At 62.9% G+C, this 13,961-nt stretch carries 14 protein-coding genes; 10 read left to right on the forward strand and 4 right to left on the reverse strand.

Annotated elements, in window-relative coordinates:
* Positions 1 to 41 precede the first annotated feature (41 nt).
* Entirely contained in the window at positions 42 to 791 is a 750-nt protein-coding gene (locus EO174_RS12880; protein WP_126944803.1) for an SDR family NAD(P)-dependent oxidoreductase, read from the reverse strand.
* 111 nt (positions 792 to 902) lie between these two features.
* On the opposite strand from EO174_RS12880, the gene EO174_RS12885 reads away from it, so the two are divergent.
* On the forward strand, positions 903 to 1,481 hold the full coding sequence (locus EO174_RS12885) for a TetR/AcrR family transcriptional regulator (protein ID WP_126944806.1): 579 nt from the start codon (positions 903 to 905) through the stop codon (positions 1,479 to 1,481).
* A 52-nt stretch (positions 1,482 to 1,533) separates the two neighbouring features.
* Here EO174_RS12885 and EO174_RS12890 read toward each other — a convergent pair whose 3' ends face one another.
* On the reverse strand, positions 1,534 to 2,451 hold the full coding sequence (locus EO174_RS12890; RefSeq protein WP_104583516.1) for a LysR family transcriptional regulator: 918 nt from the start codon (positions 2,449 to 2,451) through the stop codon (positions 1,534 to 1,536).
* Here EO174_RS12890 and dctA point away from each other — a divergent pair.
* Positions 2,450 to 3,922, forward strand: coding sequence for a C4-dicarboxylate transporter DctA (dctA, locus tag EO174_RS12895; RefSeq protein ID WP_241240008.1), 1,473 nt, complete (start codon positions 2,450 to 2,452; stop codon positions 3,920 to 3,922). The two genes, EO174_RS12890 and dctA, sit on opposite strands and share 2 nt — an antisense overlap.
* 28 nt (positions 3,923 to 3,950) lie before the next feature.
* Positions 3,951 to 5,114: a mandelate racemase/muconate lactonizing enzyme family protein gene (locus tag EO174_RS12900; protein WP_104583517.1), complete on the forward strand. Its 1,164-nt coding sequence runs from the start codon at positions 3,951 to 3,953 to the stop codon at positions 5,112 to 5,114.
* A gap of 96 nt (positions 5,115 to 5,210) precedes the next feature.
* Here the strand turns inward: EO174_RS12900 and EO174_RS12905 are convergent, their stop codons facing one another.
* Positions 5,211 to 6,791, reverse strand: coding sequence for a thioredoxin family protein (locus EO174_RS12905; RefSeq protein ID WP_126944809.1), 1,581 nt, complete (start codon positions 6,789 to 6,791; stop codon positions 5,211 to 5,213).
* Between the two features lie 453 nt (positions 6,792 to 7,244).
* Between EO174_RS12905 and EO174_RS12910 the strand changes: the two genes are divergently transcribed.
* From EO174_RS12910 to EO174_RS12930, 5 genes are all read left to right on the forward strand, one after another.
* On the forward strand, positions 7,245 to 7,823 hold the full coding sequence (locus tag EO174_RS12910) for an aminodeoxychorismate/anthranilate synthase component II (RefSeq protein WP_104583518.1): 579 nt from the start codon (positions 7,245 to 7,247) through the stop codon (positions 7,821 to 7,823).
* 175 nt (positions 7,824 to 7,998) lie between these two features.
* On the forward strand, positions 7,999 to 8,631 hold the full coding sequence (locus EO174_RS12915) for a flavin reductase family protein (protein WP_126944811.1): 633 nt from the start codon (positions 7,999 to 8,001) through the stop codon (positions 8,629 to 8,631).
* 116 nt (positions 8,632 to 8,747) lie between these two features.
* A complete protein-coding gene (gene trpD / locus EO174_RS12920; RefSeq protein ID WP_126944814.1) occupies positions 8,748 to 9,785 on the forward strand; it encodes an anthranilate phosphoribosyltransferase in 1,038 nt (345 codons plus the stop codon).
* A gap of 131 nt (positions 9,786 to 9,916) precedes the next feature.
* A complete protein-coding gene (gene trpC, locus EO174_RS12925) occupies positions 9,917 to 10,714 on the forward strand; it encodes an indole-3-glycerol phosphate synthase TrpC (RefSeq protein ID WP_104583521.1) in 798 nt (265 codons plus the stop codon).
* A complete protein-coding gene (locus EO174_RS12930; protein ID WP_104583522.1) occupies positions 10,707 to 11,423 on the forward strand; it encodes a haloacid dehalogenase-like hydrolase in 717 nt (238 codons plus the stop codon). Before trpC ends, EO174_RS12930 begins: the two co-directional genes overlap by 8 nt.
* 221 nt (positions 11,424 to 11,644) lie before the next feature.
* Here the strand turns inward: EO174_RS12930 and crp are convergent, their stop codons facing one another.
* Complete coding sequence (gene crp / locus EO174_RS12935) at positions 11,645 to 12,337, reverse strand: cAMP-activated global transcriptional regulator CRP (protein WP_024938194.1); 693 nt, start codon at positions 12,335 to 12,337, stop codon at positions 11,645 to 11,647.
* Positions 12,338 to 12,474: 137 nt separating this feature from the next.
* Between crp and speD the strand changes: the two genes are divergently transcribed.
* Positions 12,475 to 13,269 (forward strand): adenosylmethionine decarboxylase, encoded by a 795-nt coding sequence (gene speD, locus EO174_RS12940; protein ID WP_005990692.1) that lies wholly within the window; start codon positions 12,475 to 12,477, stop codon positions 13,267 to 13,269.
* A gap of 162 nt (positions 13,270 to 13,431) precedes the next feature.
* Complete coding sequence (locus tag EO174_RS12945; RefSeq protein ID WP_003483069.1) at positions 13,432 to 13,746, forward strand: multidrug efflux SMR transporter; 315 nt, start codon at positions 13,432 to 13,434, stop codon at positions 13,744 to 13,746.
* The last annotated feature ends 215 nt before the right edge of the window (positions 13,747 to 13,961 follow it).

Consider the following 13,961-nt stretch of genomic DNA (forward strand, 5'->3'; position numbering starts at 1 on the left):
CAGTGGCGCCGTGCTGACGAGTTGGATGTTCTGCGCCAGCCCTAGAACTTGACGGTAGAAAGCATTCCCAGCATCTCGTCGTAGCTGCCATTGGCCGCCGCATCGCGAAGGAACCTGGCGCGTTCCACGACAATCTCCTTCGGGGTGTTTTCTGCATGCAGCAGCGCCAGTGCTTCGTCGAGGAATTCCTCCAGGGGCATGGCATGTTCGTCGTTGCCTTGGCCGTACAGTTTGGTGCGAACGCCCGGAGGCACCAGCTCGATGACTTGTACGTTGCTGTCGGCCAGCTGCACACGCAAGGCTTCGGTGAATGAGTGCACTGCTGCCTTGCTGGCGCTGTAGGTCATTGCAGCCGGGAACGGCACAAAGCCCAGCGCGGAACTGACATTGATGATGACGCTGTCGTTGTTGCCGGCAAGTTGCGGCAAGAATGCATAGGTCATGCGGATGGTGCCGAGTAGGTTGATGGCAATCGCCTCTTCGGCAGCCTGCAAGGACTCTGGCTTGAAGACGTTCTCGCTCGGCATGATGCCGGCATTGTTGATCACCACATTCAAGGCGGGGTAGCGCTCGGCCGCCACGCGGCTGGCCTGGACGATAGAGTCCGCGTCCGCAACGTCGATTTCGATTGCCTCGATGCCTGGATGCTCGGCAGTGATCTGATCCAGCAGCGCTTTCTTTCGCCCTGACACGATGACCATGTTGCCAGCCTGCTGGAGCCGCAGCGCCAGTCCGAGGCCGATGCCAGAGGTCGAGCCGGTAATGAGGATGATGTTGCCGCTGTTCTTCATGGATGTTTCCTGGGTACGGAAGGGGTAGAATACAAACGGACAACAGTCCGCTTGCCCTGAGACGTTGGCGGACAACTGTCCGTTTGTCAATAATTCAGTGAGGAACAGCGTATGGAAAAGCCAACGCGATCCGATGCACTGCAAAATCGCGAGCGCATCCTGTCCGTGGCGCTTGCGGAGCTGGTGCGCTCGGCCGATGTGCCACTGAGCGCGATCGCCAAGAAGGCGGGCGTCGGGCAAGGGACCTTCTACCGCCACTTCCCGACGCGGGAGGCCTTGGTGGTAGAGGTCTATCGCCATGAAATGCTGCAGGTGACCGGGTTCGCCGAGCAGTTGCTGAAGACGCGTCCGCCGGAGCAGGCGCTACGCGAGTGGATGAACCGTCTGGCCGAATACGCCATTACCAAGGCGGGCCTGGCGGATGCGCTTCGGGTTGTCGCCAACGCGAAAGAGTGCGCAGGCAACGCAGGCTATGCCCCCGTGATCGCTGCCGCCCAACTGCTGCTGGATGCCAACGAGAATGCCGGAACGATTCGTCCAGGGATCACCACGGACAAGTTTTTCCTGGCGATCGCAGGGATCTGGCAGATCGACGCCACAGAGAACTGGCAGCCACGCCTGGCCTGGCTCATGGAGACGGTGATGGAAGGATTGTGCGCGGGAGCGCCAGGACGGCCCGCAGGCGGATAGCGGCGGCAAGCGCCCGGATTCCAAGCGCGCAGCAGCGCGCATGCCGCACCCGCTAGGTCTCCAGCTTGCCTTGCTTGAGCTTTTCCCACATGTCTTCGGCTTGCTGGGGTAAGCCGCCGGTGTGACGTAGCAGGCAGATCTCCATGCCGATATCCCAGTGCGTGTCGCCGGGCGCTGCATGGGCCAGCAGCCCTTTGGCGAGGTCCTCTTCCACCAGTGTGCGCGGCAGCCACGCGATCCCGGCGCCGGAACGGCACATGGCCAGCAAGGTCGCTGCAAGATCGGAAGTGAGCGCAGGTGTCAGGCGCGGTTCCACATCCTTGAACGCTGGATGCCCGGCGATGATGCGGCCCAGGCCGGAATCTGCACTGTAGGACAGCAAGGGCATTGCATCGGTTGAGGCGAGCGACCAACGCGGGCTGCCGTCGCCAGTTTCCTTCGGCGCACTGAAGGGCTGAAGCACATCGTTGCCGACCACAACCCGCTCGAACTGTTCCGTGTCCAGCCCAAGACGCATCCGCGGATGATGGTGGCAGAGCAGGAATTGCGCTGCCCCTTGCAGCATCAATTTTTCGCACGCCCTGAGCGTGTCCGAGACCAGCTGAAACGCACCGATACCTGTGTTTGATTCGATGCGCCTGACAAATGCCGGAAAGAACGTGAAAGAAAGAACATGGGTGGCGAGGAACGCCAACGCAGGCCGGTGTCGCCCGGCCACTTCCAGTGTTTCCTGCCGCGCAGCGTAAATGCCCGAGACCAACCCGGATGCTTTGCGAACGAACGCTTCGCCCGCCGGCGTCATCAGCACTTCCTTGCGCGAGCGCGTGAACAGCGGCGTGCCCAACCATTCTTCGAGGGCATGAATGCGCCGACTGAAGGCCGGCTGGGTGACAAAGCGACGTTGTGCGGCGCGCGAGAAATTCAGGGTCTCAGCCAGCGCCAAGCAGTCTTCGAGCCATGTCAGTTCCATGATGCCGATTGTGCATCAAGCGGATAAAAAAGGCATTGGCAGCGCTTGGGCGCTGGCACTTACGCTCCGACTCGAGCTTGCAACGCCTCCACAGGCAGGTTGTCCAGCAAGCGGCAATTCCGGTGGGTTCGCATGTCGACGGGAGCGGGCGATCATGCAGAAACGAGGTGGCATAAGACAGGTGCTTGGCCAGCTTTACGTGCAGGTGCTGATCGCCATCGTCATTGGCGGCCTGGTGGGCTATGTCTGGCCGCATCTGGGCGTGGTCATGCAACCTGTTGCAGAGGGTTTCATCAAACTCATCAAGATGTTATTGGCGCCGATCATTTTTGGGACGGTCGTGGTCGGGATCGCCAAGATGGGAAGCATCAGAGAGGTCGGAAAAACCGGCATCAAGGCGCTGGTCTACTTCGAGATCGTGTCGACACTGGCGCTGGCGATCGGTCTTGTCGTGGTGAACATCATCCGGCCGGGGGATGGCATGAACATCGATGCCACATCGATCGACAGCAGCGCGATCGGGCAGTATGTCGATCGCGCAAAAGACGACGCGGGCATGGTGGATTTCGTGCTGAACATCATTCCCACCACGTTGGTGGATGCCTTTGCCAAAGGCAACATGCTGCAGGTCATCCTGGTGTCGGTGTTGTTTGCGGTAGGGCTGTTGCAGCTGGGCGAGCGCGGCAAACCCCTGGTCGATCTCATCGATAACGGGCTGCAGGCGCTGTTCAAGATGATCAACATGGTGATGCGGCTCGCGCCACTGGGCGCCGGTGCGGGCATCGCTTTCACGATCGGCAAATATGGTCTTGCCACCCTGTGGTCGCTCGGGCACTTGATGTTGGCGGTCTACGTGACGTCGGCACTGTTCGTGTTTGTAGTACTGGGAGCGATCGCACGGTGGACCGGCTTTCCGTTGCTGCGACTTCTCCGGTTCATCAAGGACGAACTCCTTGTCACGTTCGGAACCTGTTCGACCGAAGCTGTGCTGCCGCGCATGATGATGAAGCTTGAACTGGCCGGCGTGCGCAAGTCGACGGTTGGCCTGGTTCTGCCCACGGGATACACCTTCAATGCGGACGGCACCTGTATCTATCTGACCATGGCAGCCATCTTTGTGGCGCAAGCGACCAACACGCCGCTGCCGGTCTACCAACAGATTGCCTTGCTTGGGGTGTTGTTGCTGACCTCAAAAGGATCGGCTGGTGTCGCTGGTGCGGGTTTCGTTGCGTTGGCCGCAACGCTTTCCACCATCGACACGGTGCCTGTTGCAGGGCTGGTGCTTCTGCTGGGCGTCGACCGCTTCATGAACGAGGCCAGGGCAGTGGTCAACCTGATCGGCAACAGTGTCGCCACGCTTGCCATTGCCAAGTGGGATGGCGCGCTGGATCTGTCCAAGACCCGGGAAATCATGCGTCGTCAACAAGCGGGCGAGCCCATGCCTGTCGCAGCCTCCTCAACCGATCCATAACTCACACCAACCTGCGGGAGACCACCCAATGCGTATCATCGATGTCGTTGAAATCACCAAGCCGATCTCCTCGCCGATCCGTAACGCCTACATCGATTTTTCGAAGATGACCGCCAGTCTGGTGGCGGTGGTCACCGATCAGGTGCGCGACGGTCGCCGGGTCGTCGGCTACGGATTCAACTCCAATGGGCGCTATGGACAGGGAGGGCTGATACGCGAGCGCTTTCGCGATCGCATCCTGGAGGCAGACAGTGCATCGCTGTGCAACGACGCCGGCGACAATCTGGATCCGTCCAGGATCTGGAAGGCGATGATGTCCAACGAAAAGCCGGGTGGTCACGGCGAGCGTTCCGTCGCAGTGGGCACGCTGGATATGGCGATCTGGGATGCGACCGCCAAGATCGCCGGCATGCCGCTGTTCCGCTATCTGGCGCAGATGAAAGGCCGGCAAGCCAATCCCCGCGTCTTCGTTTATGCAGCCGGTGGCTACTATTACCCGGGCAAGGACAACAGTGCCTTGCGCAAAGAGATGCGCGGCTATCTGGACCGTGGTTACACCGTGGTCAAGATGAAGATCGGTGGCGCGTCCATCGAGGAGGATCGCGGCCGGATCGAGTCGGTGCTGGAGGAAATCGGCAGCCAGGCCCGCCTGGCGGTGGATGCAAATGGGCGCTTCGACCTGGAGACTGGCATCGCCTACGCCAAGATGCTGCGCGACTATCCGCTGTTCTGGTATGAGGAAGTCGGCGATCCGCTCGACTACGCGCTGCAAGCCGCCCTGAGCGAATTCTATCCGGGGCCGATGGCAACCGGCGAAAACCTGTTCTCGCACCAGGATGCCCGCAACCTGCTGCGCTACGGCGGCATGCGCCCGGACCGCGATTACCTGCAGTTCGACTGCGCGCTGTCGTATGGCCTGGTCGAGTATCTGCGCACGCTGGAGGTGCTGGAGCAGTTCGGCTGGTCGCCCGCACGTTGCATCCCGCACGGTGGTCATCAGATGTCGCTCAACATCGCCGCAGGCCTGGGTCTGGGCGGCAATGAGAGTTACCCGGACCTGTTCCAGCCATATGGCGGGTTTCCGGATGGCGTCAAGGTCCAGGACGGATACATCGTGATGCCGGAGTTGCCGGGTATCGGCTTCGAGGGCAAGTCCGACCTGATCAAGGTCATGCGTGAGCTGGCCGAATAGGACGGGATGGCATTGGCTGCGTTTCTGATGGGCGAACCACCTGCGCGGGGCGTGCCTGTGCCGACCTTCGCAGGCGCATCAGGACTACGCCCCGCCTCACCCCAGCCAGTCGGCGCAGGCGGCCGGCTTGTTCTCGTCGGCGCAACGTGTCTGCGCCTTCTGGCGCAGGCGGGCCAGGACTGCGCTGCCTGCCGGGTTCTGCTTGCTCCACGTCTTCAGTGATGCGCCGACTTCCTCGAAGTGCTGGCGATTATCTTTGAGATAGCCATCGGATTGACGCGCCAGATCGCCGATCACTCGGCTTGCAAGCGTCTCGATACCTGTACCGTCCTCCGGGCTGAGCCGGACCAGCGCATCCAGATAGGTCATGCCCCGCTCAACCACGGTCCCCTGGCTACCATTCGAATCGTAGGCCTTCTTGAACCATGACAGCGCAGCCTTGGTGTCACCGCGCTGTTCGGCCAGGATACCCAGGTAGGGCATGTAGTAGGACGGTGTCTTGCTACGCGTCAACTCGGCCTGCATCAATTGCGCAGATCCCTTGTTATCGCCCACCAGCGCCAACAAGCCGGCAGCACTTGTGATCGTGGACTGACGCTCTTCATCGGTCTTGGCTTCCGTCACCGCCCACTGCACGCGCTGGTGCACCGTCTTGACCACGTCTGCGGGCAGCGGAGGTTGCGGCTTATTCATTTCCGCTCTGGTCGGCTGTCCCTGTGCCAGGCGAGCAAGGTCGATCTCGGCATACCCGGTCCGCAAACGATCAACGATGGGTAAGGTGGGATCGGCATAGGCCTTTGCCAACGCCTGATTGAACTCCCCTGACAATGCGGCACGTTTGCCCGGATCGTCCGTCGCGGAAGCAACCAGCGTGGCAGCACCACGCACCAGCACATCAAGATTGTTGCGCACCTCCGACGGATTGGAAAACACGGTTTGCAGCAACGTGTACGTCGCCGGGCTTGCGACGGGCTTCTGCCTGGTGACAGCTACTGCCAGCAGCTGGAAGCGACGCTGCAAGGCCGGCTGTGGTGCCGCCTTCGCCAGTGCAGCCAGGGTGTCGGGCGCAGCCTTTGCATCGACCAGTTGGTCGTCCTGCAACCAGCTGTAATTGCCGAGAAGAGTCCACTCGTCCGGCTTTAGCGTTTGTGGAGCGTTGAGCGCCCGCTCCAGGATCTGCTTTGTACTCGCGGTGGATTGAGCTGCAACGCGCAGGCTATCGACAAGCTGGGCGGTACTGCTGTCGCCCACCAGCCGGGTGATTTCGCTGCGATCCGGGCGTAGCAGGATGACCGTGGGATACCCCCTGACGCCGAAGCGTTCGGCCCAGGTCTGGGCTTCTTGCAGGTCTGCGTCCAGATGCACTGCCACGAATTGCCGGGTCTGCGCGATGAAACCCGGGTCCTTGAACGTGGTGGCCTTGAGCCGGTTGCACGGTGGGCACCAGATGGCGCCCCAGTACAACAGGAGTGGTTTGCCGGTGTTCCTGGCCTCTTCCAGGGCTTTCTCTACATTTCCCTCATGCCAGTTTATCGCGGGCGCCGTTGCAGGCCGCGTTGCTGCCGCGGGCGGCGCCGATGCCGCCGACGGCGTTGATCTCTCGCAGGCCGTCAGCGCTGCCAGCAACGCGGAAAGAGCGATGAGCATGGGGGACGGCGAACGAAACGACAGAGCCATGGGAAGCCTTTGCGTGATGGAGTTCAGCTGAGCGCGGTTGTCTAGAAACACCTCCACGCCTGCCAATTTCTCGAAGCATCACGTCTTTCAAGTTTGCCCGGAGCGGAGGATGCGAACTGCCGTCACGCCGAACGCATCGTTAGGGCACATGACGGCGCACATTGGATCCAAGCTGGAGACAGCGGGCGTTCCGCGCGAGGGGTGCAAGTTGTCTAGCCGGTCCGGACCTGTCGGAACACTGTGGTTCGTGAGAGGGGCAGAATGGATCGCGCATCTGCATGGCTGATCGCGGTGATTCGGTACAGGAGCGCTGAGCGAGCCCGTGCGAAGATATGCTTCGGTGTTGCTCGCTCCCCGGCCGCTTGGGTATCAGACAGGTTGACAGGTGTCAGAGCGGGTATCGGTGAGTTGTTTTGGGCTATTGCCCTTTAAAAACAAAGAGATAGGCCTGAAATGCTACTGATGCTCGATAACTACGACAGCTTCACCTACAACCTCGTCCAGTACCTGCAGGCCCTGGGTGCCGAGGTCACGGTGGTGCGCAACGACGCGATGAGCGTGGATCAGATCGCCGCGCTCAGGCCCGAGCGCATCGTGATCTCGCCCGGCCCGTGCACCCCGAACGAGGCCGGCATCTCGCTGCAGTTGATCGAGCAGCTGGGTCAGACCACGCCGATCCTGGGCGTGTGTCTTGGGCATCAAAGCATCGGTCAGGTCTACGGCGGCGATGTGATCCGCGCCGACAACATCATGCATGGCAAGACCTCGCCGATCCGCCACCAGGGCAAGGGCGTGTTCGCCGGCCTGCCGGACAGCTACGAGGCCACCCGCTACCACTCGCTGGTGGTGGACAAGGCCACCTTGCCCGACGCGCTGGAAGTCACTGCCTGGACCGAGCATCCGGATGGCTCGATCGAAGAGATCATGGGCCTGCGCCATCGCCAGTTCCCGGTCGAAGGCGTGCAGTTCCATCCCGAGTCGATCCTGACCCAGCATGGTCACGCCCTGCTGAAGAACTTCCTGCAGCGTTGATCGCAATGCGTACCGCGTGCGTCGCAAGGGCCACTGCAATCTGCTTCAGTCGTGATGCAGTCTTCGGCACCATCGATGCATCGGCGACCCATGCGCGCACTGCCCGCAATCGGCTGCGCGCCAGCGTGCAGCGGGTTTCCCGCCTCGCTTCGTCCACACCTGCATCCGGATCCCGATGAGCACCGCCAGCGACAGTTTCCACTTCTACGAACCAGGCCAGGGCCACGGGCTGCCGCACGATCCGTTCAATGCCATCGTCGGTCCGCGACCGATCGGCTGGATCGGCTCGCGCAGCGCCGGGGGCATCGCCAACCTGGCGCCTTATAGCTTCTTCAACGCGTTCAACTACGTGCCGCCGATCGTCGGCTTTGCCAGCATCGGCCGCAAGGACAGCCTGCGCAACATCGAAGCCACCGGCGAATTCACCTGGAACCTGGCCACGCGCCCCTTGGCCGAGGCGATGAATGCCAGTGCCGCGATGGTGCCGGCGGAGGTCGACGAGTTCGCATTGGCCGACCTGGAAATGGCGCCGTCGCGGCTGATCGCTGCCCCGCGTGTGGCGGCCAGCCCGGTCAGTTTCGAATGCCGGCTCAGCCAGCTGCTGCCGCTGCAGAGCGCAAGCGGGCAGGCCATCGAAACCTGGCTGGTCCTGGGCGAGGTGGTCGGTGTGCATCTGGCGCACGCGGCGCTGCAGGACGGTATCTACGATCCTGCTGCCGTACAGACGATTCTGCGTGCGGGCGGCGCCGCCGATTATTTCGAAGTGCAGGCGCAGGCGCGCTTCCGCATGCGGCGTCCGGGTCAATGAGCGCTGCGCATCGCAGTGCTGCGTGGCATTGCCGCCAGGCGCGACTGCATCGCCAGGATTGATCGATCACGCTCACTGCCGCACATCTTTCCCACGTTTTGCCACGGTCCTTGTCCATGCCCATCACCCCGCAAGAAGCCCTGCAGCGCACCATCGAACACCGCGAAATCTTCCATGACGAAATGGTCGAGCTGATGCGCCAGATCATGCGTGGCGAGGTCTCGGACATGATGGTCGCGGCCATCCTCACCGGGTTGCGGGTCAAGAAGGAAACCATCGGCGAGATCGCCGGCGCAGCCACGGTGATGCGCGAGTTCTCGCGTCGTGTGGAAGTGGATGATCGCCGGCACATGGTCGACATCGTCGGCACCGGTGGCGATGGTTCGCATACCTTCAATATCTCCACCTGCGCGATGTTCGTGGCTGCCGCCGGCGGCGCCAAGGTCGCCAAGCACGGCAACCGCAGCGTCTCGTCCAAGTCCGGCAGTGCCGACGCGCTGGAGGCACTGGGCGCGGCGATCGAGTTGCAGCCCGAGCAGGTCGCCGCCTCGCTGGCGCAGACCGGTATCGGCTTCATGTATGCGCCGGTGCATCATCCGGCCATGAAGGTGGTGGCGCCGGTGCGCCGCGAAATGGGCGTGCGCACCATCTTCAACATCCTCGGCCCGCTGACCAACCCGGCCGGCTCGCCGAACATCCTGATGGGCGTGTTCCATCCGGATCTGGTCGGCATCCAGGCGCGCGTGCTGCAGGAACTCGGTGCCGAGCGCGCGCTGGTGGTGTGGGGACGCGATGGCATGGACGAACTCTCGCTCGGTGCCGGCACCCTGGTCGGCGAGCTGCGCGATGGCCAGGTGCGCGAGTACGAGGTGCATCCGGAGGATTTCGGCATCGCCATGTCGGCCAGCCGCAACCTCAAGGTGGCCGATGCCGCGCAGTCGCGCACGATGCTGCTGCAGGTGCTGGACAACGTGCCCGGCCCGGCGCTGGACATCGTCGCCCTCAATGCCGGTGCGGCCCTTTACGTGGCAGGGGTGTCCGACAGCATCGCCGACGGCGTCGTGCGTGCGCGTGCGGTCCTGGCCGATGGCTCGGCGCGTGCAAGACTGGATGCCTATGTTGCCTTCACCCGGCAGACTGCCGCGCAGCGCTGACCCCCGCCACTGCACCGGCAGGCACGCGTCGGCACCCTCACGCCACCGCTGGCATGCTGCGCGCCGGCGCGTGGCCGCGGCCAGTTGCGGCCGTCTTGACCGATAATGCCCGCCCGCCAGGACCCGATACGATGAGCGACATCCTCAACACCATCCTTGCCCGCAAGGCCGAAGAAATCGCCGAGCGCAGTGCGCGCGTGCCGCTGGCCGAGCTGATCGCGCGCAGCGCCGACCTGCCGCTCACGCGTGGGTTTGCCGCCGCCATGCAGGCCAGCATCGCCGCCGGCGAGCCGGCGGTGATCGCCGAAGTGAAGAAGGCCAGCCCCTCCAAGGGCGTGATCCGCCCCGACTTCCACCCGGCCGACATTGCGGTCAGCTACGAATTCGGCGGCGCCAGCTGCCTGTCGGTGCTGACCGACGTGGACTTCTTCCAGGGCGCCGATGCCTATCTGCGCCAGGCGCGCGAGGCCTGCACGCTGCCGGTGCTGCGCAAGGACTTCACCGTCGACCCCTACCAGGTCTACGAAGCGCGCGTGCTCGGCGCCGATTGCATCCTGCTGATCGTCTCGGCACTGGAGGACGCGCAGCTGGCCGAGCTCTCCGGCCTGGCCATGCAGCTGGGCCTGGACGTGCTGGTGGAAGTGCATGACATCGACGAGCTCGAGCGCGCGGTGCAGGTGCCGGTGCCGCTGGTGGGCATCAACAATCGCAATCTGCGCACCTTCGAAGTGACGCTGCAGACCACCCTGGACATGCGCGCCGCCGTGCCGCGTGACCGCATCCTGGTGACCGAAAGCGGCATCGTGACGCCGGCCGATGTGCAGTTGATGCGCGGCCACGGCGTGAACGCGTTTCTGGTCGGCGAGACCTTCATGCGCGCGCCCGAACCCGGCGAGTCGCTGCGTCAGCTATTCTTCGCGCATGACTGAGGCGTATCCCGTACCGCGCGACGACGCACCGCTGGTGGTCTTCGATTTCGACCACACGCTGTATGACGGCGACTCCGGCAGCCACCTGTTCGCCTGGCTGATTAAGCGCAACCCGTTGCGTCTGCTGGTGGCGCTGTTGGCCTCGCCGATCCTCGGCCCGATGGTGGCGATGCTGCCGACCCGCCGCCGCGGCGTGTCCGGTTATGTGTGGATCGCCACCTTCGGCCTGCACCGCGCGCGCGAGTTCAATCGCTTCATCGATGCGTACGTGCTCAAGCATGAAGCGCAGATCCGGCAGCGCTTGTTGCCGCACGCCTTGAAGGTGTTCACCGACCACCGCGCCGCCGGCGACCGTGTGGTGGTGGCCACCGGCGCGCCGCCGGAACTGGCCCGCGCGATTCTCGGCTTTGTCGCGCATCAGGACGTGCCGGTGATCGGCAGCCTGGTCGGTCCACGCCTGGGCGCGGTCACCGCGCGACGCCACTGCCACAATGAAGAGAAGATGCGCATGCTGCGCGAGCGCGGCTACGCCGACATCGCCATTGCCTACTCGGACAGCACCGCGGATCTGCCGCTGCTGAAGGCGGCGCGCGCGCCGGTGGTAGTCAATCCAAAGGCCAATCGCGAAGCGCTGTTCCGGCAGGTGCTGCCGGCAGGCACGCCGATCCTCAACTGGGGATGTCGCGATCGCGGTGGCAAGGCGCTGTAGCGCCTGGTGCCGAAAGCGGTACGTACCGTGCGCGGCTGTGGCCAAGTGCACGGCTGCGATGAGGTCAGGCCTTGCCCATCGAGTCGGCGGGCAAGCAGTCGGCGATGCACGGCACACGGCCGGCAGTCGGTGACCGAGCGCACCCGGCCACATCAGCCCGCATGCCGTGCGACATGCGGTTCGAGCTGCGGTTGGTGCAGGGCTGCACCAACCGCTGCCGCTTAGCGGGTGCCGTAGAGCACGACGGTCTTTCCGCGTGCATGCAACAGGCCGTCGGCCTGCAGTTTCTTGAGCACGCGCCCGGCCATTTCACGCGAACAGCCCACCAGCCGTGCCAGTTCCTGCCGCGACACGCGCAGCTGGGTGCCCTGCGGATGACTCATCGCTTCCGGCTCCTTGGACAGATCGTGCAAGGTGCGCACGATGCGGTCGGTCACGTCCAGGAACGCCAGGCGGCTGGCTTTCCTTGTGGTGTCGAGCAACCGCTTGGACAGCTGGACGCCAATCGCATACAGGATGCGGGGCGCATCCGGCGACAGACTGGTCTGGAACAGCTGCTGCAGCCGCTCGTAGCTGATCTCGGCCAGCTCGCACTGGGTGCGGGTGCGCAAGATCACCTCGCGGGTATCGGATTCGATGAACAACCCCATCTCGCCGACGAACTCGCCGCTACCGAAGTAGCCCAGCACCAACTCACGATCGTCATCTTCCTCGGCAATGATGCTCACCGAGCCACTGATCACGTAGTAGAGCGTGCCAGCCGGGTCTCCTGGCCGGAACACATCGGTCCGGGTCGGATAGCGTCTGCGATGGCTGTGCGCCAGGAAACGCTCGATCGTGCCCGCGTCCAGCGCCAGAGAAGGGGTAGCGTTACGTACCGTCGTAGTCACAACCGTCGTGTTTCCTGGGCTCATGGTAGTTCCGCGTGTAATTCCTGAAGCTTAACGGCATGAGTCATGCAAGGTAAACCATTCTTAACGTCGGCATTTCGTTGCTGGGATCTTTGGCTCATAATTGTTTCCTTTCCCGCCTTCCATAAGGACAGACCGACGTGGTCAAGCCGTTGCCTCGCCTGAGGCTACAGGGGTTCAACAACCTCACCAAGGCGTTGAGCTTCAACATCTACGACGTCTGTTATGCGCGTACCGAAGAGGAGCGTCAGCGCTACATCGAATATATCGATGAGCAATACGACGCCGATCGTCTGACGCAGATCCTGACCGATGTTGCCGAGATCATTGGCGCCAACATCCTCAATATCGCACGTCAGGACTACGATCCGCAGGGCGCATCGGTCACGATCCTGATCTCGGAAGAGCCCGTCATCGACAAGAAGCAGGCCGGCAAGGAGCTGATCTCCGATGCGGTGGTCGCTCATATGGACAAGAGTCATATCACTGTCCATACATACCCCGAGACGCATCCGCAGGAGGGTATCGCCACGTTCCGTGCCGATATCGACGTGGCCACCTGTGGCGTGATCTCGCCGTTGAAGGCGCTGAACTACCTGATCGAGAGTCTGGAATCGGACATCGTGATCATGGACTACCGCGTCCGTGGCTTCACCCGCGATGTGAAGGGCAAGAAGCACTACATCGACCACAAGATCAACTCGATCCAGCACTTCCTCGCCAAGAACGTGAAGTCGCGCTACGAGATGTTCGACGTGAACGTCTATCAGGAAAACATCTTCCACACCAAGATGCACCTGAAGGACTTCGACCTGGACCAGTACCTGTTCGAGGAACGCGCCAAGAACCTCTCGTTCAAGGAGCGCATGAAGATCGAAACGCTGCTCAAGCGCGAGATCGAAGAGCTGTTCCACGGGCGCAACCTGAGCGAGTAAGCGCAGCGAGCGAGCTGTTGCGCGGCTGCCTGCAGGCGCGCGAAAGAACCAAGGCGGGACGGCCCGCCACGCGATGACCTCGCGTTCCACAGCCGACGGCGGCCCAGTGTGCAAACACTGGGTCGCTTTTTTTTTGTGCGTTTTCAACTGAGGAGTACTGCGATGCCCTGGATCTACCTGCTGCTGGCCGGCCTGTTCGAAATCGGATTTGCCATGGGCCTGAAGTACAGCGACGGCTTCACGCGCCTGTGGCCGACGGTGCTGACCATCGGTCTGGCGGGCATCAGCCTGTGGTTTCTGACCCAGGCGCTGAAGACCATCCCGGTAGGCACCGGTTATGCGATCTGGACCGGGATCGGCGCGCTGGGCGTGACCATCGCCGGCATCGCGCTGTTCGGCGACAGCGCGTCGTGGTCGCGTCTGGCCTGCATCGGCTTGATCGTGGCCGGCGTGATCGGGCTGAAGCTGGTGGGGTAGGCGTGGTCAGTCCTGCTTCGCAGGCCTGCCCCCCCCCCCCCAAGATTTGCTGCGCAAACCTCGGGCCCCACGCGTAGTCAGTCCCACTGCGTGGGCCTGCCCCCACAAGGTTTGCTACGCAAACCTCGGACCCCACTCCGTAGCATCCTATCCCCGCGCCTTCGGCGCGCCCCCTTAACAAAGGGGGCTCTGCTCTAGGTGGGTATTGCGAGGTG

This window comes from Xanthomonas sp. BRIP62418 (assembly GCF_003993495.1).
Lineage (GTDB): Bacteria > Pseudomonadota > Gammaproteobacteria > Xanthomonadales > Xanthomonadaceae > Xanthomonas > Xanthomonas euroxanthea.